This window comes from Nonomuraea sp. NPDC050202 (assembly GCF_040656115.1).
Classification (GTDB): domain Bacteria; phylum Actinomycetota; class Actinomycetes; order Streptosporangiales; family Streptosporangiaceae; genus Nonomuraea.
The window spans coordinates 128311-152944 of sequence record NZ_JBFALF010000011.1 but is presented as its reverse complement, the minus strand read 5'-3'; the positions used below and the strand labels follow the sequence as shown (position 1 = coordinate 152944).

The following is a 24634-nucleotide window of genomic DNA, read 5'->3' as shown; positions in this document are numbered from 1 at the left end:
CTTTCTTAACGCCACATGAGGACCGGGACCGCGGAGCACGAGAAGGCGCGGCCCGCGCTGCCCTAGGCTGTCGGGCTGTGCGGCGAAAGTCGATGATCTTGCTGGTGGCGGCCATGACGCTCGCAGGCTGCACGGGCGGATCCCGCGAGGGAGCGCCGGCGGCCTCGCCCCGCCCCGGGCACACCTCGGCCTCGCCCGGCCCCGGCTCCACCGCACCGCCTGCCACCGCACCGCCTGCCACCGTGACGGCGTCCCCCCGATCCGGGTCCGCCTCGGCCCCGCCCGCGAGCAGGCGGGCCGACGACGTCAACGGCGACGGGTACGCGGACCTGGTGGCGGAGTTCGGCCCCCCGGACGGCAGGCGGCTGGGCGTCGTCCACGGCTCGGCGGCAGGGCTCGTCCCCGCGAAGGGGGTGGTGGTGCCGCCCGCCACGTTCACCTCGTGGCTGATCGGCGGCGGCACCAGGGCCGATCTCGACGGCGACGGCTTCGGCGACATCCTCGCCTACGGAGGTCCTGACGGCGAGCCGCAGGGCTCGTACATCTTCTGGGGCGGCAGGAGGGGCATCGCGGCGACGGCCCGCCCCACGCCACTGCGGCTGCCCGCGGCGAGCGGGCCGGCGGGCTCCCGGGGCGTCGCGGGCGACTTCGACGGGGACGGCGCCGCGGACGTGGCGACGGCCACCCCGCCCGCGTCCGGCGGGCTCGCCGCGGACCTGACCATCCTGTACGGGCCCTTCACCCGGAAGGGCGCCCCGGCCCGGAGCGAGACCCGGCCGTCGCCGACCGGCGGGGACTTCTGGAGGATGACCGCCGACGAGATCCACGGCCGCCGCGCCACCGCGCTGCTCGTCCACGAGGGCGACGACGGCGAGCAGGTCAGCGGCTGGCTGCTCGCCGCCGGCCCCGGCGGCCTGCAGAGGGCGGGCAGGAAGCTCAACCGGGGCATGGCGGCCGCGTTCGGCGACTTCGACGGCGACGGCGCCAGGGACGTCGCGGTCGGCGACGACGGCAGCCGCAACAACGAGCCCGGCTACGAGACCGAGCCGCCCTCCGTGCACCGCACGCTGACCGTCTCCTACGGGAACGGCCGGCAGGCGGTCTTCAAGGGCTCCGCGGGCGCCGCCGTCTCCGGCGACTTCGACGGCGACGGCCACGACGACCTCGCCTTCGGTGGCGCGGCACCCTCGCGGCACGTGACCGCCACCGCCCCGAAGGTCTTCTGGGGCGGCGCGGGCGGCCTCGCGCCGGGCAGGGACGTCGCCGGCCTGGGCGAGGCCGCGCCGCTGGCGGCGGGGGACTACGACGGCGACGGGGACGACGAGCTCGCGTTCGTCACGGGGGACGACGACTCCGCCATCGTGGTGACGGACGGGAAGACGGCGGTGTCGGGCTTCCGGACCGCCGACGTGCCGTCATGAGCGCTGCAGGGCCCTGAAGTCCTTCAGCCAGTGGTTCGGCGCCGACAGCCCGTTGCCGCGGGTCTTGACGGTGTACGGCACGAACACGCTGTTGAGCAGCCACGGATCCTTGTCCGGCCCGAAGTTCCCGACCATCAGATCGTCCTGCTTGAACCCGTACGTGGCCACCGCCAGCCGTCCCGTCCCCCGGTACAGCGCCATCTGCTGGCGCAGGAAGCCGGCCTGCTCCATGAACCACGGGCTGCTGGTCAGGAAGTCGTCCCACTGCTTGCGGCTGAACGGCTCGTCGACGGCCGCCTTGATCACCTGCCACACCTCGGTGCCGGCGGGGAACCCGTACCGCTCGGCGAACTCCTCGGCCACCGTGTCCCGCAGGTGCCGCTTCCAGTACCACACGAGCGAGAACTCGGTCACGAGGTACGTCTGGTCGGGGCGCATCCTCGGCAGGACGTAGTCGAGGAAGGCCTGCGCGTTCTCCGGCGCCGGGATGTGCGGGTGGATGTCGACGCCCTGGATCTCGGGCGTCTCGCGGACGAAGGTCATCCAGCGCTCCGCCGCCGGGGTGCGCCGGTCGGCCAGGTCGAGGCGGTTCAGCGCGCCCATGTAGAGGGTGGTGCGGCAGTTCGCGCCGCAGTGCTCGCGGCGGTGGTCGATGACGTGCCGGGCGACGGTCTCGTAGAACACGTTGAGCCGCTCGTCGCGCTCGGCGGGCAGGCTCTCGATGAACGGCTCGTTGCCGATGGCCAGGATGTCCACCTTGTTCAGCACCGTGGGCAGCACCCGGTCCAGCCGCGCCAGCTCCGCCGCCATCGCGGCGCTGCCGGGCTGCGGGAAGGAGGCGGAGTTGTACGGCCACTTGAGGCTCAGGATGGTGTCGTAGCCGCGGCGGCCCGCGTCGGTGATCGTACTGATCGCGAAGTGCCCGGCCGGGTCGCCCTGGTCGGTGGCCGGCATCGGGTAGAAGCCGCGCACCCAGCGGGTGCCGGACTCGCGCAGCTCGCGGTAGTCGAGGGCGTCGAGGTTCTGGTTGAAGTTCGCGCCGAGGGCGCCGTGCGCGGCGGGGAGCGGTTCGGTCACGGGTTTGCCTCCCCTTGCAAAGGCGGCGGGAGTGAGGGGCGAGACCGTGGCCAGGGCCGCGGTCAGCGCGACGATCGACAGTCGACGAAGCAAGGTGCCTGCTCTCTGACGGGGTCGGGGGAGAGGATCGTCATCGACGCTGTTTCATGTTTGCGCTAACCTCGCCGGCCTGTCAACGGCCGATCGTCGGCCGTGAGGGCCTGCGCTCGTCAGCGGCGACCGGCGGGCGGCGGGGCGGTGGAGGCGCGGACGATCAGCTCGGGGCGGACGAACCGGCTGGCCGGCTGGGGCACGCCGGCCCCGCGCGGCTCCTCGATCCGCGCGATCAGGTGCTCCACGCAGCGCCGCCCCACCGTCTCCAGGTCCTGCCGGACCGTGGTCAGCGGCGGCGTCAGGAACGGCGCGAAGTCCAGGTCGTCGAAGCCCACGACGCTCAGGTCGCCGGGCACCCGCCGCCCCAGCTCCGCCGCCGCCCGCAGCACCCCCACGGCCATCTGGTCGTTGGCCGCGAACACGGCGGTCACCCCGTCGTCGGCCAGCAGCCGCAGCGCGGCGTCGTAGCCGGAGCGCGGGGACCAGTCGCCGGCGACGGGCGGGGGGACCGCCCGCCCCGAACGCTTGAGCTGCCGCTGCCAGGCGGCCCGCCGCCGCTGCGCCGGGTTGGAGCCGGCCGGGCCGGCGACGTGGTGCACGGTGGCGTGGCCGAGCCCGAGCAGGTGGTCGACGGCCGCGCGGGCCCCCGCCGCCTCGTCCATGCCGAACGTCGGGTGCTTGTGCGCCGCCCTGCTGTCGGCGATGACGAGCGGCACCTCCTCGGGAAGCCGGAGGTGCGGGGTGTCGAGCACGCGCGCCTCGATCACGATCACGCCGTCCACCGCCCGGTCGGTGAGCCCGCGCACGGCGGCGCGCACGTCCTTCTCGGTGGGCCCGTCGACCACGGCCACGCTGACGGAGTAGCCGCGCGCCTGCGCGCCCGTCACGACCGCCTCCACGATGCGGACGTTGAGCACGGCGCTGAGGTTGAACATGACCACGCCGATCGTGCCGAACCGGCCCGTGGCCAGCGCCCTGGCGGCGATGTTGGCGCGGTAGCCGAGCTGCTGCATGGCCGCCTCGACCTTGAGCCGCGTCGCGGCGGTCACGCGGTCGTTGCCGTTGACGACCCGTGACACGGTCTGGCCCGAGACTCCGGCGAGCTTGGCGACGTCCGCCATGGACGGCCCTCCGGACGCCCTCGTCCCCGGTGGTCGCACCACGCCCGGCTGCCTCCCTTCGTCAGGGCAGCGCGTTACGGGGCTGCCGCGAGGTGGAACGCCGACAGGCTACATCGCTGCGATTCCGGCGTGGAATCGGCACGTCGGCGGGCGGATCTCACCAAGACGTCCTTGACGCTGATAGGCGCCACGCCTAAGTTAGCGCAAACATAGATCCGCTCCGGGGGGATCCCTGGCTCGCCAGGGCGAGCGGACCAGGTCGGTGACCGAGTCGAAGACACAGACATAGAGGAGTCGCCATGGGGCGGCATCACCACCGGATCTCTGGAACCACCACCCCGAGCGCCGCCGGCGCCGGGCAGAGCCGAACGAATCCGAGCGACCTCACCCGGCGCCGCCTCTTCGGCGGCGCGGGCGCCGCCGTCCTGGCCGCGGCGCTGGCCGGCTGCACCGGCGGCGGCCAGCTGGCCGAGCGGAGCGCGAGCGCGGGCAGCGGCGGCGGCGCCCTGCAATGGTGGGACCAGTTCCGCCCGCTGACCAAGATGCTGCAGGACGACCTGTTCGCCCCCTTCATGAAGGCGCACCCGGGCGTCACCGTCGAACGGCGCCAGATGGACGCGCCCGACCTCGGCCAGGCGCTGCAGGTCGGCCGGCGCAGCAACCAGATGCCCGACGTGCACTCCCTGGCGGGCCTGGGCGGCGTCTCCCCGGCCGCCCTGGTGAGCGAGGGCTGGTTCCAGCCGATCGGCAAGCTCGCCGACTTCGCCGGCAGCCCGGTCGGCGAGCTCCTGCACGACGGCATGCACCGCTTCAACGGCGAGGTCTACTCCTTCCCGCCGTTCTCCGGCCGCTGGCACGAGGCGGTGCCGTGGTTCAACACCGCGATGCTGCGGCAGGCCGGCGTGGACCACGAGGAGGAGCCGGGCACCTGGGACAAGCTCCGCGAGATCGCCCGCAAGATCACCCGCGGCAACGACAGCGGCGCCTACGGCATCGTGGTGCCGAGCAAGGAGCCGGAGTACCTGCGCGCGCTGGTGGAGCGGCTGGCGATGACCGCCGGCGCGCCGGGGCCCGGCAACGTCGACTGGACGACCGGCGCCTACGTCTACGACAGCCGGCCGTACATCGACGCCATCGAGTTCCTGGCCGGCCTCCAGAAGGACAAGGTCGTCCATCCGGCCTCGGCCTCGATGGGCGCCCGCGACGCCCGCGCCCGCTGGGCGGCCGGACAGGCAGGCATCTACCTGTGGGGCGCCTGGTTCATCGGCGGCCTGCGGGTGGACGAGCCGGAGGCGGTCGAGCGCGGCGTCGGCACCTGGCACATCCCCTGCCCCGAGACCACCAGGAACTTCGTCTACAGCCCGCCCTCGTCCGGCACGTTCTGGGTGTCCGGCCAGTCCAAGCAGGCCAGGACCGCCGCCGAGCTCATGCTGCGGATGACCACCAAGGAGTTCCAGACCCGCCTGGCCGAGGCCATGGACCAGCCGCCCGCCCTGGCCGCCGAGGTCATCGACCAGGCCGAGGTGCACGACGCGTACCGCAGGTGCGTGGCCAACTTCCAGGAGGACGTGCGCATCGGCCCCGTGCCCGAGGTCGGCAACCCCGGCGTCTGGCAGGTGCTGGCCGAGATGCGCGACATCCACCCCAACCTCGGCGACATCGTCCAGTCCGTGCTGACCGGCGCCTCCACCGACATCGGCGGCCAGCTCCGCCGCTTCAACGACCAGATCAGCGCCGAGCGCGAGCGCGCGCTGAAGGTCGTGCGCGAGGAGAAGGGCGTCGAGGTGGACCTCAAGGCCTGGGTGTTCGCCAACTGGGACCGCAAGAAGGACTATGGCCAGCAGGACTACGCCGGGCGCTGAGATGACGACGACTTCCCGGCGCGAGAGCGTCGCCGCCGCGGTCCCCGCGCCCCCGCCGAGGGGATGGGCGCGACGCCTGCGGCAGGACTGGTGGATCTACCTGTTCCTGCTCCCGACCGTACTCGGGTACGGGGCGTACACCGTCTACCCGCTGCTGGCCTCCTGGTGGTACGCCTTCCTCGACTGGCCGGGCTTCGCCGCCGCGGGCACGTTCATCGGGTTCGAGAACTTCGAGCGGCTGATCGGGGACGAGCTGTTCTGGAACGCGTTCTGGAACTCGCTGGTGTTCCTCGTGATCGCGGTGCCGCTGCGGGTCGGCCTGGCCCTCGCGCTGGCCCTGGTGCTGAACGCGAGGAAGACGCCGTTCAAGGGCTTCTTCCGCACCCTGTTCTTCCTGCCCGTCGTCACCACGGGCGCGATCGTGGGCGTCGTGTTCACCCTCCTGCTCGACGCCGGCGGCCCGGTCAGCCTGTCGCTGGTCTGGTCCGGGCTGATCGACTCGCCGCAGAACTTCGCCGCCAACGCCGGCACCTCCCTGTACGCCGGGATCGCGGTGTGGGTGTGGAAGTGGCTGGGCATCACCCTGATCTACTGGCTCGCCGCGCTGCAGACGATCCCGCGGGGCGTGCACGAGGCCGCGATGATCGACGGCGCGGGCGCCTGGGCGGAGTTCCGGCACGTGACGATGCCGCTGCTGGTGCCGTTCCTGGTGATCATCACGCTGATCGACACCGTGGCCGCGTTCAACGTCTTCGACCTGATGCAGACCCTGACCGGCGGGGGCCCGTCCTTCTCATCCGAGGTGATCGAGATCTTCATCTTCCGCACGGCGTTCCAGGCCAACATCCCGCAGCTCGGCTACGCCTCCGCCGCCGCCGTGCTGTTCGGGCTGCTGACCATGGTGCTCGCGATCGCGCAGGCGCTGGGCATGCGGTGGGCGCGCGGCAGGAGGGCGGACTCGTGACGCTCCGGCTGCGCCGCCCGAGCGCGCGGCAGGTGGTGACGGCCGTCCTGCTGCTGGTGCTGGGCGGGCTGTGGGTGTACCCGTTCGTCTGGCTGGTGTCGGCGTCGCTGAAGACCTCCTCGGAGATCTTCGGCAGCGGCCTCGGCCTGCTGCCGGAGGAGCCGGTGTGGGAGAACTACGCCCGCGCCTGGAGCGAGGTGGGCTTCGCCACCTACTTCGGCAACACGCTGATCATCACGGTCGGCACCGTGCTGCTGGTGGTCGTGCGCAGCGCGCTGGCAGGGTACGTGCTCGGCCGCTACGACTTCATCGGCAAGAAGTTCCTCATCGGCCTGTTCCTCGTCACGTTCTTCCTCCCCGAGGGCTACACGATCATCCCGATCACGCAGCTCACCGACCAGCTCAGGCTGCTCAACACGCACACCGGCGTGATACTCGGGCTGGGCGCGGGCGGGCAGATCGCCTCGACCCTGCTCTACGCGGGCTACTTCCGGCGGCTGCCGAAGGAGCTGGAGGAGACCGCCCGCCTCGACGGCGCCGGGCCCTTCACCGTCTTCTTCCGGGTGATGCTGCCGCTCGCCTGGCCGATCACCGCCACTGTGGTGATCCTCACCTACCTGTTCGCCTGGAACGTCTACCTGCTGCCCCTGGTGTTCACGCTCAGCGAGCCCGATCTGCGCACGCTGGCCGTGGGCATGACCGTCTTCGTGGGCGAGCGGGGCACCGACTGGTCGGGCATGGCGGCCGCCGCCGTGATCTCGCTGATCCCGGTGATCGCCGTGTTCGTGGCGCTCCAGCGCAAGTTCGTCGACAGCATCGCGGGAGCGGTGAAGCAATGAGGGAAACGGAGTCCACCGGGATGCGGGAAGCGCTCGTCACCATCGACACCCGCCGGCCGGCCGGCCGCATCGACGACGACGTCTACGGGCACTTCCTGGAGTCGGCGTTCTTCGGCAACATCGACGGCGGGGTGTTCGACGAGGGCTCGCCCCTGTCCGTCGACGAGCCCGGCCCGCTGCGCGGCGTGCGCGCCGACGTCCTGGAGCTCGTGCGCGAGCTCGGCCCTGGACCGATCCGCTGGCCGGGCGGCAACTTCACCTCCGCCTACCACTGGGAGGACGGCATCGGCCCGCGCGACGACCGGCCCAGCAGGCTGGAGCTGGCCTGGGGCGGGCGCGAGAGCAACCGGTTCGGCACCGACGAGTTCCTCGCCTGGTGCGAGGCGGCCGGCGCGCAGCCGTACCTCGTGCACTCCGCGCGCGACGTGGACGAGGCGGTGCGCTGGATCGAGTACACCAACTCCGCCCGCGACACCACCCTCACCGCCCGCCGCGCCGAGAACGGCAGGGCCGAGCCGTGGAACGTGCGCTACTGGGGCATCGGCAACGAGGTCTACGGCCCCTGGCAGATGGGGCACCGCACGGCCGAGGAGTACGCCGCCTCGGCCCGCGAGCACGCCCTGTTCATGCGCCTGGTCGATCCCGGCGTCAAGCTGATCGGCGTCGGCATCCCGTGGCGGCAGGAGGAGTGGACCCGGCCGCTGCTCAAGCGGGCCGGCTCGCTGCTCGACCACCTGTCCCTGCACCTGTACGGAGCCAGCACCCACCTGTGGACCGGCGACGACTACGACGCCGTCGTGGCCCAGGCCCTGTACTTCGAGCGGGAGATGCACACCTACTCCCAGCTCGTCACCGCCCTGGCCGCCGAGGCGGGCCTCGACCGCCCGCCCGCGCTCGCCCTGGACGAGTGGACCATGCGCCACCTGGAGCCCGAGAGCTGGCCGCAGCCGCTGCCCGGCGACGACGGCGGCATCGCCCCGCGCGAGCCCGCGCCCGCGGACGACCCGCCCAAGGTGCGCGTCAACCGGTGGAGCCCCAGGACGGTCGCCGACGCGATCTTCTGCGCCGGCGTCTTCCACGCCATCCACCGCACCGCCGGCCTGCCCGCGCCCGTCTCCATGGCCAACCCCGTCAACCTGGTCAACGCCAACGGCCTGGTCGTCGCCCGCCCCGGCGGCGCGCTGCGCTCGGCCATCTACCACGTCTGGCACCTGTACCGGCACCACACCGGCCGCACCGTCCTGCCGTGCGAGGTGTCGGGGCCCGCGCGGACCACCTCGGTCACCCTCGGCGACAACCGCGGCCCCGACGGCCGGCTGCTCACCGCGCCCATGACCGTCCCCGACGTGGACGTCTCGGCCACCCGCGCCGACGACGGCTCGCTGCGGATCGCCGTCGTCAACCGGCACCGCGACGCGGCCGTGCGCCTGCGGATCGTGCTCGACGGCGCGCAGGCCAACACGCCCGCCACGGCCAGGATCCGCGCCCTGGGCGCCGACGCCGCGGCCCTGGACGCGGTCAACACGCTCGGCGCGCCCGACACGATCGCCGTGCGCGACCTGGGCGACGTCGAGTCGAGCGGCGGCGCGTGGACCGTCGCGCCGCACTCGGTGACCGTGCTGTCCCTCTGACGATCTGGAGCAACGTGACCGACCACCCCCGCCCCCTGCTGGTGCGCCCGCACTGGCAGGACCTGTCAGGACCCTGGGGATTCGCCACCGACGACGTCACCGACGCGCTCGTGCCCGGCGCGGAGCAGGTCGTCGCGGTACGCGCCGCGGATGGTCCTGGCCAGCCCCGCCCGGCTCCCGCCGAGGCCATCGACGCGGCCCGCCGCGCGGCCAGGCAGGCGCACTGACCCTCCCGGTCATTCGTGGTCGCGCATCCAGAGCTCGACCAGCTCGTTGGTGTCGGCGGTCAGGAAGGCGACGCTCTTCTCCTGGTGGTCGACCTGGATGCCGACCGGGCGCAGGTCGGGCACGAGCGGGCCGTACAGGGCCTGCGGCTGGGGCTGCTCCTCGTACGCGCCGGGCCGCCACCAGTAGACCTGCGGGCTGACCGGCTTGTCCCCGGAGTCGAAGAGCCGCCGGGACAGGTCCTGCATCGCCTCCATCGCGGCGAACAGGTGCACGTCGCCGATCTCGTGGACCAGCAGGTACTCGGGCAGCGGGAACGACACCAGCGCCCCGTGCGGGGCCTGCCCGGTGTGCCGGCGCAGGACGTGCGCGTGCGCGCCGACGTACCGGTGGGTGCCGCCGACGTGCGTGATCGGCACGCCGTGGACGGCGGCGGACTCGGCGTAGTGCGGCTCCTTGTCGATCGAGTGCTGCAGCGCGGCGCCGAAGGCGGACTGCTCCCGCAGGTCGCCGAGCCGGGCCCGGTCGAGCGGCACGATCGAGTCGGGATAGTCGATCACCACGGCCTCGACCAGCCCGGGGGCGAGCCGCCTGGCCACCAGCCCGTCGAGCATGTCGCCGAGCGCCTCCTCCGGATACAGCCGCACCCGCAGGTCCGGCTCGGGGATCTCGGTGGCGGCGCGCTCGAACGCCCTGGCCGCCTGGCCGGCGTAGGCGTCCGCGGCCTCCGCCAGGGCGCCGGGGGCAAGGCCCCGGGCGTGCTCGCGCCACGAACCGATGTCGGCGTTCGCGCTGGAGCCGCCGGCCAGCGTGACGCTGATGGTGGAGGGGTCGGGCAGCGTCGCCTCATACCCCCGGTCCGCGAAGGCGCGCAGCAGGGCCTGGCCGATGACGTCTGTTTCCATCATGGACGCCGAACCTAGCGGGCCTTGCCGACAAGTACGGAACCGAGACGCCCGCGGTGAGGGCAGGCGGGCCGTCCCGGGGTCTAGCGTGACGGGTGACCCTGTCGTCCGTGGAGGTCGCGGTGTTCGAGCGGCTGCGCTCATCAGCCAGGCCCCGCCGCGACCGCAGGAGGCCGGCCGCGATCATCGTGGTGGCCGTGCTCGTGGCAGCCACCGCGATCCTGGCGGTCATGAACGTGCGGGCCGGCGCCGAGCGCGATCGAGCCCTCGCCCAGCGAGACCTCGCGCTCGGCCGCCTGCTCGCCGCCCGGAGCCAGGTCCTCGCCACCACCGAGCCCCGGATCGCCCGGCTGCTCGCGGTGGCCGCCGCCAGGGTCGCCCCGCCCACCCCCGGGACACGCGCCGCGCTCCGGGCAGCGGTGGCCAGGCCGCAGCTCGCCGTGCTGCGCGGCCTCCCCGGCGAGGTGCACTCGGTCGCGTTCAGCCCCGATGGTGCCACCCTCGCCGCGACCGGCAGGGCCGCGCCGCTGCGCCTGTGGGACGTGGCCGGGCTCACCCCCGTGCCGTGGCCGGTGGGGGAGGAGCAGGCCGACGGCATGTCCGTGGCGTACAGCGCCGACGGCGGCCACCTGGCCGTGGCGAGCGCCGACGGCGGCGTGCGCGTCTGGGACACCGCCACCCGCCAGGCGTGGACCGGCGGCGGCGAGACCCCCTGGGCCAGGCAGTGGGCCGCGTTCAGCCCCGACGGGACCCTGCTGGCCACGACCGCCGGCTCCGCCGGCACGTCCAGGCTGTGGGACGTCGGCACCGGTACCCCGGTCGCCGCGCTGCGCTCGCTCGAAGGCGCCCCGGGGCCCGTCGCGTTCAGCCCCGACGGCGCGCTCATCGCGGCCGCCTACCCGGGCGGCCCGATCAGGACGTTCGACGCCGGATCGGGCCTGCTGACGGGCGACCCGCTCGAACCGGCCGCCGGCAGCGTGACGCCCGAGCCCCGCGAGGAGGTGGCCGCGCTCGCGTTCAGCCCCGGGGGCGGGCTGCTGGCCGGCACCACGGGCAGCGAGCACATCCAGCTCTGGGACGCCGCCACCCGGCGGCCCGCCGGCCGCCCGCTCACCGGCCACACCGGCCTGATCACCTCGGCGGCCTTCAGCCCGGACGGCCGCGTCCTGGCCACCGCGAGCCAGGACCACACGATCAGGCTCTGGGACGTGCGGGGCCGCCGCCCGCTCGGGGAGCCGCTGACCGGGCACACGCACGCGGTCAACGCCGTCGCCTTCAGCCCCGGCGGGAACCTGCTGGCCAGCGCGGGCGCCGACGCCACCGTACGCCTGTGGCGGATCCCGCGCGCCACCCGCCACCCGCTCGCGCTCCCCGGCGGCGACGGCCAGGTCCCGGCCGACCGGCCGGTCCCCGCACGCTGGTACGAGCGCCGGGACACCACGCAGGTGGTGCTGAGCGCAGACGGCGGCCGGCTCGTGGTCCAGCCGTACGACGGCACCCGGCCCGGCTACGGCAGCGTCTGGTCGTGGGACGTGCGCGCGGCCCGCTGGCGCGGCGAGCGGCTGCGCATCCGGCCCGACGACCTCGTGGACGGGCTGGCGGTCAGCCACGACGGCCGCTCGCTGGCCGCCTCCGGCAGCGACGACGCCGGCCACGGCCTGAACACCGCCATCCTCGACGGCCCCTCCTCCGTACGCGGCCGGCCCCTCGCCTACAGCCAGGACGGCCGCCTGCTCGCCACGGCCGTCCAGGAGGCCACGGCCGTGCCGGGCGCCGAGGTCCAGGTCTGGACGCTGCCCGAGGGCAGAGCCAGGGGCGAACCCGCGTCCGGGCAGTCGGGGCGGATCACGGCGGCGGCCTTCGACGACTCCGGGACCGTGCTCGCCGTCGGCGCCTCGGACGGCACGGTGCTGCTGTGGGAGACGGCGACCGGCAGGCGGCGCGGCCTGCTGCGCGCCCACACCCTCCCGGTCACGTCGCTGGCCTTCGCGCCGGGAGGCGCGCTGCTCGTGACGGGGAGCGAGGACCAGACGGCCCGGCTCTGGGACGTGGCCCCGGCCCGCCCGCACGGTGCTCCCCTTTCCGGGCATACCGGCCACGTCCACGCCGTGGCCTTCGCCCCGGGCGGCGCCTACCTCGCCACCGCGGACCAGGACCGCACCGTGAGACTGTGGGACACCGCCACCGGCCAGCCGCTCGGACCCCCGCTGGCCGGGCACGGCGGCGAGGTCCGCGCCCTGGCGTTCACGGCGGACGGCAGGACGCTGGTCGCCGCGGCGGCCGACCTCGTGCAGGTCGCCGGCGACGCCTACGCCGTCTGGAAGTGGGACACCTCCGCCCTCGCCGCCGACCCGGCAGCCACCGCCTGCGCCCAGGCGGCCCGCCCGCTCACCCGCGAGGAGTGGGCGGCGCACGTGCCGGACCTGCCGTTCCGCGACGTCTGCCGCCGATGACAGGTACCTGGCCGCCCGCGCGGCTCGTCCGCTCGTCTGACGGGGGCCGGGCTCAGCCCCAGACCATCCGCGCCGTCTCCACCACCAGCTCCAGCTTGCGCCGCTCCTCGTCCACGGTGAGCAGGTTGCCCCTGACGGTGGAGGCGAAGCCGCACTGCGGGCTGATCGCGAGGTTCTCCATCGGCACGTACTTGGCCGCCTCGTCGATGCGGCGGCGCAGCTCGTCCTGCGACTCCAGCGCCGGCACCTTGGAGGAGACGAGCCCGAGCACGACGGCCGTGCCCTCGGGGACGAAGCGCAGCGGCTCGAACCCGCCCGCCCGCTCCGTGTCGTACTCCAGCAGGAACCGGTCCACCGGCACCTCACCGAACAGCCGCTCCGCGACCGGGTCGTAGCCGCCCTTGGCCGACCAGGCGCTGCGGTTGTTGCCCCTGCACAGGTGCAGGGCGACCGTGACCTCCGGGTCCAGCTCCTTGATCGCGCGCACCTGCTGGACGTCGACGGCGACCGCCGCGTCGAGCAACGCCTCCCCGCCCGGCGCCCCGGGCCCCAGCAGGCGGGTGCGGAAGCCGGGGTCGATCACGAAGTCGTAGGCCAGCGAGTCGAGCTGGATCCACCGCACGCCCTGCGCCAGCAGGCCCCTGATCTCCTCGATCCGCAGCGCGACCAGGTCGCGGAGCAGGTCGGCGGGGGTCGGGTAGGCGGTGGCGCTGAGGTCGGGCCGCCACAGGAGGTTCCCCATCGACGAGCTCACCATGGTGATCTTGTAGGGTCCGGGGGCGTGCCGGGCCAGGAAACCGGCCTCCACGGCGGTCATGTTCTTCTTCTGGGTGAGCTTGCCGGTCGCCACCACCAGGTCCCAGGACGTCTCCTCCGGCGGCACCGGCTCGCCGTCGCCGCGCCACCATTCGGTGGAGGGCAGCGGAGCGGGAGACACGCCGCCCAGCGACTCCAGCAGCCCCGCGAGCCAGGTCTGCCGCCGCATCTCCCCATCGGTGAACACCTCGATCCCCGCCTGGCGCTGCAGCTCGATCGCGGCCAGTACGGCGTCGTCCTCCAGCCTGGCCAGTTCCTCGGCGCTCAGCTCGCCGCGCTTGCGCGCCTCCCGGGCACGCAGCAGCTCGGGCGGGCGCAGGAGGCTGCCAACGTGCTCGGCATGGGGTGTCGCGGGCATGCTTCCTCCTCGATGTGCGATGGGGGCGCGGATCGTAAGGCTTCTCGCGCCGGCCGTAGGCTCAGCGTCCACCGCCCCGCGACGGCCGTCCAGCCCCGTTCACTCGTTGTGCAGCACGGCCGCGATGGTCAGCCGCGCCGCCGACCGGGCCGGGACGAGCGCGCCCAGCACCGCGATCACCACCCCCGCCAGCGTGAGCAGCGCCAGCAGCGGGGCCCGCCACACGTCCACCATGAACGCCGGCAGCGCGAGACCGGCCGCCTCGGCCATGGCCGGGACGACCAGGCGGTGCGCGGCCACGCCGATCGGGATGCCGAGCAGCCCGCCTGCCGCGCCGAGCGCCGCCATCGACGTCACCATCATCGCCGTGACCTGGCGCGGCGTCATCCCGATGGACTTCAGCACGCCGATGTCGCGCCGCCGCTCCCTGGCGTCGAGCACGACCGTGTTGAAGACGCCCAGCGCGGAGACCGTGCCCAGCAGCACGGTGAGCAGGGACGCGAAGCCGATGACGGCCACGGTCGTCGGGTCGCTGGTGGACTTGGCGACCGGGTGCAGGCCGGGGTCCGCCGCCCTGACCGCGGCGTTGTAGGACTCGACGTCGGTGCCGGGGGCGAGGCGGACCTCGTACTGGGTGGCCCGCTGGTCCGGCGCGAGCGCGGTCAGCGTGCGCCAGTCGGCCTGGATGAGGTCGGCCGCGCCGTCCATCGTCGCGCCGACGACCGTCGCCTCCGCCCGCCCGCGGCCCAGCGACAGCGTGAGCCGGTCGCCGACCGCCAGACCGCGCTTGACCAGGAACGCCGAGGGCGCCACCACCTCTCCCCGGCCGCGCAGCCAGCGGCCCTCGACGAGCGTCTCGCCCAGCGTGCCGGAATCCCCGCGCAGGAACCTGCCCTGGATCGGCTGCGGATGCCCCGCGAGGTGCAGGGTGACCCACGCGTCGGCGGTCACGTACAGGGTGCCGGGCAGGCCGCGCAGGAGCGCCTCGATCCCGGCGTCGCCGTGCCGGGGCTGGGTCTGGTGGTTGCGGGCCTGGCCGGCGTGGACCACCGTGTGCACGTGCCCGACGCGCTGGGCGGCCGCGCCGTACGCGGTCATCGTCGTGGACAGGCCCGCGGCCAGCGTCACCGTGGCCGCGCCGAGCACCACGGCCGCCAGCGTGAGCGCGGCGCGCCCCGGCCGCCCGAACGGCAGACCCAGCCCGAGGCTCACCGCACGGGGCAGCGGCGCGCCCGCGAGCAGCCGCTGGACCCGCAGCCCCCGCCCGCGCCCGGGAGGCGCGCCCGCGCTGATCGCCCGGGCTGCGGTCAGACGGTGCGCGCGCAGCGCGGGCGCCAGCGCGGCGAGCACGGCCACGGCCGGCATGCCGGCGAGCGTGGCCGCGTACACCCAGGGGCTCGTCGTGACGGTGAAGACGCCCGCCCCCACGTCGTCCAGCAGCGGGCGCGCGGCCACGGCGCCCGCCACGGTGCCGAGCGCGCCGCCCGCGACCGCCGGGACCAGGACCATCGTGAGGTAGACGGCGACGACCTGGTTCGGGGTGAAGCCGAGCGCCTTGAGCAGCCCGATGTGCCGGTAGCCCGCCACGACCGCGCCGCTGACCACGTTCACCACGATGAGGACCGCCACCACCAGGCCGAGCACCCCGAAGACGGTCAGGAAGGGGACGAAGGCCGCCGCCGCGCGGCCCGCGTCGCGCTGGACGACCAGGTACGACTGCGAGCCCAGCAGCGCCCCGGCCGGCAGGCCCGCCGCGATCGCGGCCGTGCCCGCGCGGACCTGCTCGTCGGTGCCGGCGGCGTGCAGGCGGTAGAGCATCTGCGTCGCGGCCGGGCGCAGCGCGGCGGCCTGGCCGGGGGTGACCCACGCCTCGGAGCTCCTGCTCACGCTGGAGGCCAGACCGACGACGGTGAACGCCTGCCCCTCGCGCACGGTGAACCGCACCCCCACCAGGAAGGAGAAGAACCCGTTCGCGGGCCGGTCCAGCACGATCTCGCCGGGGCGGGCGGGCCAGCGTCCCGCCCAGAGGTCCAGCCGGTCCACCGGGCCGCCGGGGGAGTGGCGGCCGACGACCGTGAGCGGGCCCGGCGGCAGGTGCTCGAACGTCTCCGGGATCGTGACCACGGCCTGCGCGAACGGGCCCGCCACCGCCTCCACCCCGCGTGGCCGGGCCGCGAGCGCCGCCGGCGTGACCCTGCCGGGGTCGTACGAGGCCACGACGTGCGCGCCCCGCTGACCCTCGAAGGCCCGCTCGAACGGCGCCGACACGCTCTCCAGCAGGCCGAGCGCCACCACGATCGCCACCGTCGAGCAGAACACCACGACCCCGAGCACGAACGTCTGCGCCCGGCGGCGCCGCACCGCCGCCCGCGAGGCCCGCCACACGGCACCCGCACCCTGGCCCACGGCGCCTCTGCCCTGCCCGACGGCGAGGTCCGGCCTCACGGCGTGCGTTCCAGGCTGTGATCGGCCACCACGCGCCCGTCGCCGAGCTCCACCGTGCGGCCGGCGCAGCGGGCGGCCAGGCCGGGGTCATGCGTGACGATCAGCAGCGTCTGCCCGATCTGGTTGAGGTCGATGAGCAGGTCCATCACCTGCTCGCCCGAGCGGCTGTCGAGCGCCCCCGTCGGCTCGTCGGCCAGCAGCAGGGCCGGCCGGTTCATCAGGGCCCTGGCCACGGCGACGCGCTGGCGTTCACCGCCGCTCAGCGCCGCCGGGTAGGCGTCCCTGCGCCCGGCGATGCCCAGCTCCTCGAACAGCTCCAGCGCCCGGTCCCTGGCCTGCCGGGCAGGGGTGCCGGTGAGCTGGGCGGCCAGCGCCGCGTTGTCCAGGGCGGGCAGGTCCTCGATGAGGTTGAAGAACTGGAAGACCATCCCGATGTGCCGGCGGCGGAACAGCGCCAGCTCCGTCTCGTTCATCGCCCCCAGGTCCTGGCCGTCGACCTCGACCGTGCCCCGCGTCGGACGGTCCAGGCCCGCGATCAGGTTGAGCAGCGTGGACTTGCCGCAGCCCGAGGGCCCCATCACGGCGACCGCGTCCCCCGCGTGGACGCGCAGCGAGACGCCGTCCAGCGCCCGGGTCGCGCCGTACTCCTTGTGGACGTCGCCGAGGCGAACGACGAGCCGCTGAGTGTTCATGGCATGAAGCTAGATCGCGCAACGGCGGGGGCGCATCCCGCCGGGGATGTAGGCGCGGCGGCCGTCATCCTGTGGATGTAGGGCCGGGGAAGGATGCCGATCGCGGCGGGCCGCGCGAAGATGATCGGATGTGGGAATGGCTGGCCGCCGCGCTGATGCTCGCCTGCGGCTCGGTGGTGTGGCTGGCGGCGGCCCTGGTGCGTACGCGGCGGCGCTACCGGGCCGTGCTGGCCGAGCAGGGGCGGCTGCTGGAACGCGAACGCGAGAGGGCCGCCCGCGCGGCCGTGGACGCCGAGCGGGCCAGGATCGCGGCGGAGCTGCACGACATCGTCAGCCACAACGTGAGCCTCATGGTGGTGCAGGCGGGGGCCGCCAGGGAGGTGCTGCCCACGATGCCGGGCGAGGCCGAGACCGCGCTGCGGGCCGTCGAGGCGGCCGGCCGGGACGCGATGACCGAGCTGCGTCACCTGCTGGGGCTGCTGGCGCCGTCGCCCGACGGCGACGACGACGGTCACGGGGCCGAGCTGGCGCCGCAGCCGGGGCTGGGGCAGCTCGGCGCGCTGGCCGACCGGATCGCGTTCGCCGGGCTGCCGGTGGAGGTGCGCATCTCCGGCGAGCCGCGCCCGGTCCCGGCCGGGATCGACGTGACCGCGTACCGGATCGTCCAGGAGGCCCTGACGAACGCGCTCAAGCACGGGGAGGCGGCCAAGGCCGAGGTGAGCGTCCGCTACACCGACCAGTACCTGCGGGTGGAGGTGCTGAACAGCGGGCCCAGCGTGCTCACCGGCGCCACCAGGCCCGACGGCGAGCGGCCCGCGGGCGGCGCCGGGCACGCGCGGGATGGCGAGCGGACGGCTGATGGGGCCGGGCGCGGGCTGGTGGGCCTGCGTGAGCGGGTCGCCGTGTACGGCGGCGACCTCGACGCGCGGCGCCGGCTCGGCGGCGGCTACCGGGTACGCGCCAGGATCCCGCTGGAGCGCCCGTGAACGCGACCCCCCGGGTGCTGATCGCCGACGACCAGGAGCTGGTCCGCGTGGGCTTCCGGCTCATACTGACCGCCCGCGGCATCGACGTGGTCGGCGAGGCCGCCGACGGGGGTCAGGCGGTGGCGGAGGCGCTCAGGCTCGCCCCCGACGTGGTGCTGATGGACATCCGCATGCCCGGCATGGACGGCCTGGAGGCGACCCGCCGGGTGCTCGCCCACGACCCGCACTGCCGGGTGATCATGCTGACCACGTTCGACCTCGACCGGTACGTCTACGCCGCCCTGACGCTCGGCGCCAGCGGCTTCCTGCTCAAGGACGTCACCCCCGGGCACCTGGCCGCAGCCGTCCGCCTGGTCGGCACCGGCGACGCGCTCCTGGCCCCCTCGATCACCCGCCGCCTCGTCGAGCGCTTCGCCGCCGCCGACCGCGTCCCCGGCCCGCCGCCCGCGGGCGCGCACGCGGACCTCGCGACGCTGACGCCGCGCGAGCTGGAGGTGCTGACGCTCATGGGCAAGGGCCTGTCGAACGCCGAGCTGGCGTACGCGCTGACGCTCAGCGAGGCGACGGTGAAGACGCACGTCGCCCGCATCTTCACCAAGCTCGCGCTGCGCGACCGCGCCCAGGCGGTCGTCGTCGCCTACGAGACGGGCCTCGTCACGCCCGGCGGCGACTGACGGCTCAGACCAGGCCGACCGTGAAACCCTCGTCCTTGATCCCCAGGTACGCCCCCGGACGGTACTGCCGCATCGCCCGCTCGATGACCGGGATGTACCTGGGGGTGGAGCCGAGCGGCAACCGGTAGCCGTTCTTGACAGTGTGGAACTCCCACAGGTGCTCCATCTCCTGGTGCCGCGACCGGAACCCCTGGTCGGCGGGGAACAGGTCGAGCCTGACCATCGTCCTGCGCACGAGGTAGTCGGCCGGCTTGACCCGGCGCTGCCGCGTGCGCGAGATGCCCACGCCCGACAGCTCCGCCCAGGCCACGGCCCACGGCCTGCCCTGCGGATCGTCCCAGCGCACGCCGAAGGCGTCGAAGACGAGCCGGCGCGGACGCGCGACCTTCTTCCACGCGATGACGGGGAGCAGGCCGATGCCCAGGAACACCAGCCCCACCACCCCGACCGCGACCGCGGTGCCCCCGCCGCCCGTGGTCTGCCCCGTCAGCGCCGAGAAGATCGCGATCAGCCCGATCACGCCCGCCACCGAGCCGCCGGCCAGCGCCTTGACCTTGGCGTCCGCGCCGACGTCGAGCACCACGGGAGGCGGGGTGAACGGCTGCTGCCGCGGCGGATAGGGGGCGTCGGAGGAGGGACGCTGAGGGCCGTACGTCATGGCAGGCCAGGTTAGCGGCGTCCGGCGGCCGTTCCGTCGCGCTTCAGGCTTTTGCGAAGAGTCCGGCCCTCGCGAACTTTGCCCGCCCGTCCCTTCGTTGATCCACGTGGACAGGTGCGGCAGGGAGGAGCGTACGTGGCTCAGGCCGGGGCGATCGCGAGCATCGACGGGTGGATCGGGCGGGAGGCGGACGTGGACCGGGTCGTGGCCGCGCTGACCTCGGGCGACGCCGGGCTGATCGTGGTGGCGCCCGAGGTGGACGGCGTGGAGGGGCTGGGCGTCACGGCCGTCGTGGCGGCCGCGCTGCGCCGTCCCGAGGTGGCCGCGCGTTTCCCCGAGGGCATCGGCTGGCTGAACGCCGGCGGCTCGCACCCGGAGGATCGGGCCGCCGAGTTCACCGAGGTGCTGCAGGGCCTGCACGGGGAGGACGTGGAGCTGTTCTCCCACCTGGAGCCGCGCGACCTGGTGGGCGCCGCCCACGGCGAGGAGGCGGCGGAGGAGTTCCTGCGGGAGCAGGTCTTCCAGCCGGGGCCGCGGCTGATGGTGGTGGACGGGCTGCGGCATGCCGGGCTGGTGGTGCCGCTGGCGTTCGCGGTGCCGGGCTGCACCTGGCTCGTCACGGCGCGCGCCGCCGGCGAACGGCCGCCGTTCGCGACCACGGTGCGCATCGGGCCGATGTCCTCCTCACAGAGCGTGGCGCTGCTGCGCCGCGACCTGCCCGCCCTGGACGAGGACACGGCCGCCCGCCTGGCGGAGCTGACCGGAGGCTGGCCGCTCGCCCTCACCATGGCGCACGGGCTCATCGTCAGCCAGGTCGTCACGGGCGAGCCGGCCACCGAGGCGGCCGCCCGCCTGGCCGCCCGGCTGCCCGGCCGCGTGGACCTGGCGGCTCCCGCCTCCCGGGCCCGCCTGATCGGGGCGCTCGTGGACCACTCGCTCGGCTGGCTGCGCACGGTGGACCCGGCCGCCGCCGAACGCTTCCTCCAGCTCGGCCTGTTCGACCCGGACGAGGCCATCCCCATCGGCGTGGCCGCCCTGCTGTGGAGCGGGGGCGGGGGCGTGACCGGCGGGCGGGTCGGCGCGGGTGGGGCCGTGGTCGGTGGGCAGATCGGCGGGGCCGTGGTTGGCGGGCGGGTCGGCGTCGGCGGGGCCATGACGGGCGGGCAGATCGGCGCGCTCATCGCCCGGCTGGAGGGGCTGCGGCTGGTGCGGCGGCGTACCGATCATCCCGTGCTGGGCCTGGCGGACGCGGTGGGGGAGCGCGTGCGGGAGCTCCTCGGCGCGGACGGCCTCGACCGGGCCCGCCGCGCGCTGATCGACGCCGACCCCGACGAGACCCCCGAGGGCTGGGCCGACCTCCCCGGCACGGGAGAGTGGATGCTGCGCAACCTCGCCCGGCTGTACGCGGACGCAGGGGAGGCCGAAGCGGTACGGGAGCTGGTCTGCGACGTGACCTGGCTGGCCTCCCGCATCCACCAGTCCGGCGTGGACCCGGCCCTGGAGGACCTCGCCAGGGCGGGCGACGGCACCCCCGCGTCGATCGCGCGCGTCCTGGCGGGCTCGTCCCACCTGCTCGAAAGGGCGCGAGAGCTGGGCGTCGGCGTGCTGCTCACGCTCGCCGCCCGCCTGCACGCGACGCCCGGCGTGGGCGAGGACCTGCGCCGGTGGCTGGCGGAGCGGGGATCGCCCTGGCTGGAGCACCGCGGCACACCGCCGGACCTGCCGCACCAGGCGCTGCTGCGTACGCACCGCAGCCGATCGGAACGGCTGACCGGCCTGGCCATGTCGCCGGACGGCGCCTGGCTGGCCGCCGCAGGGGACCGGGGACGGGTGTCGCGCTGGCGCATGGACGGCACCTCGATGCGGGCCCTGCTCGGGCACGAGAGCCAGGTCACGTGCGTGGCCGTCGCGCCCGGCGGGGCGTGGCTGGCCACCGGGAGCTGGGACGGGACGGTGCGGCTGTGGGAGCCGGACGGCAGGCCGCGCGCCGTCCTCGACGACCTGCCGGGAACGGCCGAGACGATCGCGATCGCGCCGGACGGGGCGTGGGGGGTCGCGGGCGGGGACGGGTTCCTGCGGTTCTTCGACGCCGATGGCAGGACGCGCGCCGCGCCGGAGGACGCGTGCGAGGAGTACGGCGCCGTCGCCATCGCACCCGACGGCACCTGGGCGGTCGCGACCGGCCCGGACGCCACAGAGCTGTGGACCGCGAACGGGAGCCGCCTGGCGACTGTCGACGCGATCTGGGACGAGGACGGGGACGACGCCGAGGCCGGGGACGACGCCGACGCCCATACCGAGGTCGAGGACGACGCCGACGCCGATGCCGACGCCGATGCCGACGCCGATGCCGAGGTCGAGGACAGCGGCGACGCCGACGCCGGTGCCGGGGACGGGGACGGCGCCGATGCCGAGGGCGGCGCCGATACCGATGCCGGTGCCAATGCCGAGGGCGAGGGCGAGGGCGGCGCCGAGGATGGGGAGCGCGAGGAAGAAGCGGGCGTGGACAACGGCGCGGAGGCGGTGGCGATCGCGCCCTCCGGGGAGTGGCTGGCCCTGCTGAGCCAGCACGGCTCCCTCCGCCTGCTGAACGCCGACGGCACCCCGCGCGCCGAGCTGCGCACCGTCTTCTCCCACGGCACCGGCGTGGCCGTCGCCCCAGGCGGCCGGTGGCTCGCCGTCCCCGACTTCGACGACAACCTCGCCATCCTGGACCTGGACGGAACCGTGCGGGCCCGCCTGCACGGTCACACCGACACGATCTCGGGCCTGGCGATCACCCCGGACGGCCGCCTGCTGGCCTCGTCGAGCGCCGACCGCACGGTCCGCGTCTGGGACGTGGACCTCGCCGTACGAACCGGCCCCACCGAGCCGCCCGCCCGCCACGACCTGCGCGGCCTCGCGATGGCGAGCGACGGCTCCTGCCTGGCCACCGTCGGCCTGTCCGGCCTGACCCTCTGGAACCCGGACGGGACCGTCCGCGCCCAGGGCCCGAGGGAATGGCTGAGGAGCGTGGCCGTGTCCCCCGACGGCACGTACGTCCTCTGCGCCGACCCCGAGGGCGGCATCCGGCTGCACGGCCCGGACGGCGCCGTCCGCAGGACCGCGGAGCCGCCCGGCGCCGGCGCCGCACGCGGGATCGCGGAGCCGCCCGGCGCCGTCATGGAGCTGGCCTCGGCGATCGCCCCGGACGGCACGTGGATGGCCGTCGCCACGGACCACACCGTACGCATCCTGACGCCGGACCTCGACACCGCCACGACCCTGGAGCGGCAGGACGAGGAGGTGACCGCGGTGGCCATCGCCCCGGACTCGTCCTGGCTCGCGGTCGCCACGGGCCACGAGGTACGGCGCTGGACCCGCGACGGCCGCCCGCTGGGCCTCCTGGCGGAGGCGGAGAGCCTGATCGAGGCGCTGGCCGTCGACCCCGGCGGCCGTCACGTGGCGGCGGGCACCATCGACGGCGCGGTCGAGCTGTTCGACGTGACTGGAGCACCCGCGGCCCGGTTCGGCCAGGACGAATGGCTGGTCGGCCTCGCCTTCTCCCCGGACGGCACCCGCCTGGCCACCGCCGCCAGGCACGGCTGCCTGCGCGTCTGGGACGTCACCGCGTACGCGACCGAGTGCGGGATCGTCCTGGACGGCGAGCTGCACGGCTGTGCCTGGCACCCCGACGGCTCGGCGCTGTACGCGGCCGGTGACGCGGGACTGTTCGCCTTCACCTACCACCGCAGCCGGTGATCCCGCGCAGCACCCGGCCCCCGAGCGGCCGGCGGGCCCACGATCGGGATCGTGGAGCTGTGGGGGCGGCTGCGACAGGCTCGTCACTCCGCGTGCGCTGGGGCCACTGCACGACATCGCCCCGCCAGACCGGCGGCGTCCTGGCCGAGCGGCCGGGCGCCCGGTGCGGCCCGGGAGGAGAGCTTTGCGGCTCCTCTGGAGGAGCTGGCCGGAGCCGGGGCGGCGGTCAGCGGATGGGCCGGATCGCGAGCTGATCACCCGGGCCGAGAACGAGCTGATCACCCGGGCCGAGAACACGAGCGAGCCCTTTCCCGCGATGCCCATTGCTCTCGTGGATGCCAGGGCACAGCCGCAAAACAGGCCGCTGCTGCGGCGGTGTACCGGCCTTCTGGTTGGAAAGTGCGGGAGATAGAGTAAGGGTTTGTGACGACGTTCAGGATCAGTGAGGCCGCGGCGCTGCTCGGGGTCAGCTCCGACACCGTCCGCCGGTGGGTGGACGCGGGCAGGCTGGCCGCCGAGCGCGACGAGCACGGCCACCGGCGGGTGAACGGCGCCGACCTGGCCGCCTTCGCCCGCGCGCAGATCGAGGAGAACGACGACGGAGGCCGCTCCTCGGCCCGCAACCGCTTCAGGGGGATCGTGACCGAGGTGATCCGCGACGCGGTGATGGCCCAGGTGGAGATCGCCGCGGGGCCGTTCAGGGTGGTGTCGCTGATGAGCCGCCAGGCCGCCGACGAGCTGGGCCTGGAGGCGGGGGTGGTGGCGGTCGCCGTGATCAAGTCCACCAACGTCGTCGTGGAGATCCCCGGTCACGAGCGCGTGGCCAGTCAGGTGTGAGGAGCCCTCCCTTGGTGTTCAGGCGTCTTTCCCGATGGGCGATGGCCCTGCCCGTCGCGCTCGCGCTGGCAGGGCTGGCCGGCTGCGGCTCCGGATCGGGTTCGGGCTCGGGTTCGGGCTCGGGCTCGGGCTCGGGCTCGGGCTCGGGAGAGCCGGCCGCCGGTGCGAAGCAGGTGACGGTGTTCGCGGCGGCCTCGCTGACCGGCACGTTCACCGAACTCGGCAAGGTCTTCGAGAGCGCGCACCCGGGCACGACGGTGCGGTTCAACTTCGGCTCCAGCGCCACGCTGGCCCAGCAGATCACGCAAGGGGCGCCGGCGGACGTGTTCGCGGCGGCGAGCCCGGCCACGATGAAGACCGTCACCGACACGTCGCCGGCGGCGTCGCCGGTCACGTTCGCCCGCAACAAGCTGCAGATCGCCGTGCCCGCCGGCAACCCGGCCGAGGTGGACGAGCTGAAGGACCTGGCCGGCCCGGGGGTGAAGGTGGCGCTCTGCGCCGAGCAGGTGCCGTGCGGGGCGGCGGCGATCAAGGCGCTGGACGCGGCCGGGCTGAAGGTCACGCCGGTCACCCTGGAGCAGGACGTGAAGGCCACGCTGACGAAGGTGGTGCTGGGTGAGGTGGACGCGGCGCTGGTCTACAGGACAGACGTGATCGCCGCGGGCGGGAAGGTGCGGGGCATCGCGTTCCCGGAGGCCGACCAGGCGATCAACGACTACCCGATCGCCGCCCTGCCCGAGGCCCCGGCCGGTGACCTGGCCAGGCGGTTCGTGGACCTGGTGCTGTCGCAGCAGGGCAAGGACGTGCTGACCAGGGCCGGCTTCGAGGCGCCCTGA

19 protein-coding genes are annotated in these 24634 nt (G+C 74.5%); 12 read left to right on the top strand and 7 right to left on the bottom strand.

Annotation, left to right across the window (positions count from 1 at the left end; translation table 11 throughout):
- Positions 1–77: 77 nt before the first annotated feature.
- Positions 78–1421, top strand: coding sequence for a VCBS repeat-containing protein (locus AB0I79_RS28240; RefSeq protein ID WP_357878664.1), 1344 nt, complete (start codon positions 78–80; stop codon positions 1419–1421).
- Here the strand turns inward: AB0I79_RS28240 and AB0I79_RS28235 are convergent.
- Together AB0I79_RS28235 and AB0I79_RS28230 are read right to left on the bottom strand one after the other, a co-directional pair.
- The gene (locus tag AB0I79_RS28235; protein WP_357878661.1) at positions 1416–2498 is read right to left on the bottom strand and encodes a hypothetical protein; all 1083 of its coding nucleotides are present in this window, start codon (positions 2496–2498) and stop codon (positions 1416–1418) included. The two genes, AB0I79_RS28240 and AB0I79_RS28235, sit on opposite strands and share 6 nt — an antisense overlap.
- A gap of 209 nt (positions 2499–2707) precedes the next feature.
- Positions 2708–3712, bottom strand: a complete 1005-nt coding sequence (locus AB0I79_RS28230; protein WP_357878658.1) for a LacI family DNA-binding transcriptional regulator — start codon at positions 3710–3712, stop codon at positions 2708–2710.
- A gap of 299 nt (positions 3713–4011) precedes the next feature.
- Here AB0I79_RS28230 and AB0I79_RS28225 point away from each other — a divergent pair, with 299 nt between their 5' ends.
- From AB0I79_RS28225 to AB0I79_RS28205, 5 genes are read left to right on the top strand one after another with little or no spacing between them, the layout of a single operon-like run.
- Positions 4012–5574 (top strand): extracellular solute-binding protein, encoded by a 1563-nt coding sequence (locus tag AB0I79_RS28225; protein WP_357878655.1) that lies wholly within the window; start codon positions 4012–4014, stop codon positions 5572–5574.
- A 1-nt stretch (position 5575) separates the two neighbouring features.
- A complete protein-coding gene (locus tag AB0I79_RS28220) occupies positions 5576–6538 on the top strand; it encodes a sugar ABC transporter permease (protein ID WP_357878653.1) in 963 nt (320 codons plus the stop codon).
- The gene (locus tag AB0I79_RS28215) at positions 6535–7377 is read left to right on the top strand and encodes a carbohydrate ABC transporter permease (protein WP_357878650.1); all 843 of its coding nucleotides are present in this window, start codon (positions 6535–6537) and stop codon (positions 7375–7377) included. The genes AB0I79_RS28220 and AB0I79_RS28215 overlap by 4 nt, the downstream gene beginning before the upstream one ends.
- Entirely contained in the window at positions 7374–9008 is a 1635-nt protein-coding gene (locus AB0I79_RS28210) for an alpha-L-arabinofuranosidase C-terminal domain-containing protein (protein ID WP_357878646.1), read from the top strand. Before AB0I79_RS28215 ends, AB0I79_RS28210 begins: the two co-directional genes overlap by 4 nt.
- A 14-nt stretch (positions 9009–9022) precedes the next feature.
- Complete coding sequence (locus AB0I79_RS28205) at positions 9023–9235, top strand: hypothetical protein (protein ID WP_357878643.1); 213 nt, start codon at positions 9023–9025, stop codon at positions 9233–9235.
- Between the two features lie 9 nt (positions 9236–9244).
- Here the strand turns inward: AB0I79_RS28205 and AB0I79_RS28200 are convergent, their stop codons facing one another.
- Positions 9245–10141 carry a hypothetical protein gene (locus tag AB0I79_RS28200; RefSeq protein WP_357878641.1) on the bottom strand — a complete coding sequence of 299 codons (897 nt, stop codon included), beginning with the start codon at positions 10139–10141 and terminating at the stop codon, positions 9245–9247.
- 107 nt (positions 10142–10248) lie between these two features.
- On the opposite strand from AB0I79_RS28200, the gene AB0I79_RS28195 reads away from it, so the two are divergent.
- Positions 10249–12591 (top strand): WD40 repeat domain-containing protein, encoded by a 2343-nt coding sequence (locus AB0I79_RS28195; RefSeq protein ID WP_357878638.1) that lies wholly within the window; start codon positions 10249–10251, stop codon positions 12589–12591.
- A gap of 52 nt (positions 12592–12643) precedes the next feature.
- On the opposite strand, the gene AB0I79_RS28190 is transcribed toward AB0I79_RS28195, so the two are convergent.
- From AB0I79_RS28190 to AB0I79_RS28180, 3 genes are all read right to left on the bottom strand, one after another.
- Positions 12644–13765: a cobalamin-independent methionine synthase II family protein gene (locus tag AB0I79_RS28190; RefSeq protein WP_357878635.1), complete on the bottom strand. Its 1122-nt coding sequence runs from the start codon at positions 13763–13765 to the stop codon at positions 12644–12646.
- 99 nt (positions 13766–13864) lie between these two features.
- The gene (locus tag AB0I79_RS28185) at positions 13865–16210 is read right to left on the bottom strand and encodes an FtsX-like permease family protein (RefSeq protein WP_357878632.1); all 2346 of its coding nucleotides are present in this window, start codon (positions 16208–16210) and stop codon (positions 13865–13867) included.
- Entirely contained in the window at positions 16207–16902 is a 696-nt protein-coding gene (locus AB0I79_RS28180) for an ABC transporter ATP-binding protein (protein WP_357878629.1), read from the bottom strand. The genes AB0I79_RS28185 and AB0I79_RS28180 overlap by 4 nt, the downstream gene beginning before the upstream one ends.
- A 128-nt stretch (positions 16903–17030) precedes the next feature.
- On the opposite strand from AB0I79_RS28180, the gene AB0I79_RS28175 reads away from it, so the two are divergent.
- Both AB0I79_RS28175 and AB0I79_RS28170 read left to right on the top strand, forming a co-directional pair.
- Entirely contained in the window at positions 17031–17888 is an 858-nt protein-coding gene (locus AB0I79_RS28175) for a histidine kinase (protein WP_357878626.1), read from the top strand.
- The gene (locus AB0I79_RS28170; RefSeq protein WP_357878622.1) at positions 17885–18562 is read left to right on the top strand and encodes a response regulator transcription factor; all 678 of its coding nucleotides are present in this window, start codon (positions 17885–17887) and stop codon (positions 18560–18562) included. The genes AB0I79_RS28175 and AB0I79_RS28170 overlap by 4 nt, the downstream gene beginning before the upstream one ends.
- Before the next feature lie 4 nt (positions 18563–18566).
- On the opposite strand, the gene AB0I79_RS28165 is transcribed toward AB0I79_RS28170, so the two are convergent.
- Complete coding sequence (locus AB0I79_RS28165) at positions 18567–19220, bottom strand: hypothetical protein (RefSeq protein WP_357878619.1); 654 nt, start codon at positions 19218–19220, stop codon at positions 18567–18569.
- 135 nt (positions 19221–19355) lie between these two features.
- Between AB0I79_RS28165 and AB0I79_RS28160 the strand changes: the two genes are divergently transcribed.
- The 3 genes from AB0I79_RS28160 to modA all read left to right on the top strand — a co-directional run bounded on the left by AB0I79_RS28160 (position 19356) and on the right by modA (position 24634).
- The gene (locus AB0I79_RS28160) at positions 19356–22961 is read left to right on the top strand and encodes a hypothetical protein (RefSeq protein ID WP_357878617.1); all 3606 of its coding nucleotides are present in this window, start codon (positions 19356–19358) and stop codon (positions 22959–22961) included.
- 423 nt (positions 22962–23384) lie between these two features.
- Complete coding sequence (locus tag AB0I79_RS28155) at positions 23385–23798, top strand: helix-turn-helix transcriptional regulator (RefSeq protein ID WP_357878614.1); 414 nt, start codon at positions 23385–23387, stop codon at positions 23796–23798.
- A gap of 14 nt (positions 23799–23812) precedes the next feature.
- A complete protein-coding gene (gene modA / locus AB0I79_RS28150) occupies positions 23813–24634 on the top strand; it encodes a molybdate ABC transporter substrate-binding protein (RefSeq protein ID WP_357878611.1) in 822 nt (273 codons plus the stop codon).

Bases quoted from the DNA above. Each gene is read 5' to 3' on its own strand.
- AB0I79_RS28230 (WP_357878658.1), bottom strand. From the start codon at position 3,712: ATGGCGGACGTCGCCAAGCTCGCCGGAGTCTCGGGCCAGACCGTGTCA.
- AB0I79_RS28225 (WP_357878655.1), top strand. From the start codon at position 4,012: ATGGGGCGGCATCACCACCGGATCTCTGGAACCACCACCCCGAGCGCC.
- AB0I79_RS28220 (WP_357878653.1), top strand. From the start codon at position 5,576: ATGACGACGACTTCCCGGCGCGAGAGCGTCGCCGCCGCGGTCCCCGCG.
- AB0I79_RS28210 (WP_357878646.1), top strand. From the start codon at position 7,374: ATGAGGGAAACGGAGTCCACCGGGATGCGGGAAGCGCTCGTCACCATC.
- AB0I79_RS28200 (WP_357878641.1), bottom strand. From the start codon at position 10,141: ATGATGGAAACAGACGTCATCGGCCAGGCCCTGCTGCGCGCCTTCGCG.
- AB0I79_RS28190 (WP_357878635.1), bottom strand. From the start codon at position 13,765: ATGCCCGCGACACCCCATGCCGAGCACGTTGGCAGCCTCCTGCGCCCG.
- AB0I79_RS28180 (WP_357878629.1), bottom strand. From the start codon at position 16,902: ATGAACACTCAGCGGCTCGTCGTTCGCCTCGGCGACGTCCACAAGGAG.
- AB0I79_RS28175 (WP_357878626.1), top strand. From the start codon at position 17,031: ATGTGGGAATGGCTGGCCGCCGCGCTGATGCTCGCCTGCGGCTCGGTG.
- AB0I79_RS28165 (WP_357878619.1), bottom strand. From the start codon at position 19,220: ATGACGTACGGCCCTCAGCGTCCCTCCTCCGACGCCCCCTATCCGCCG.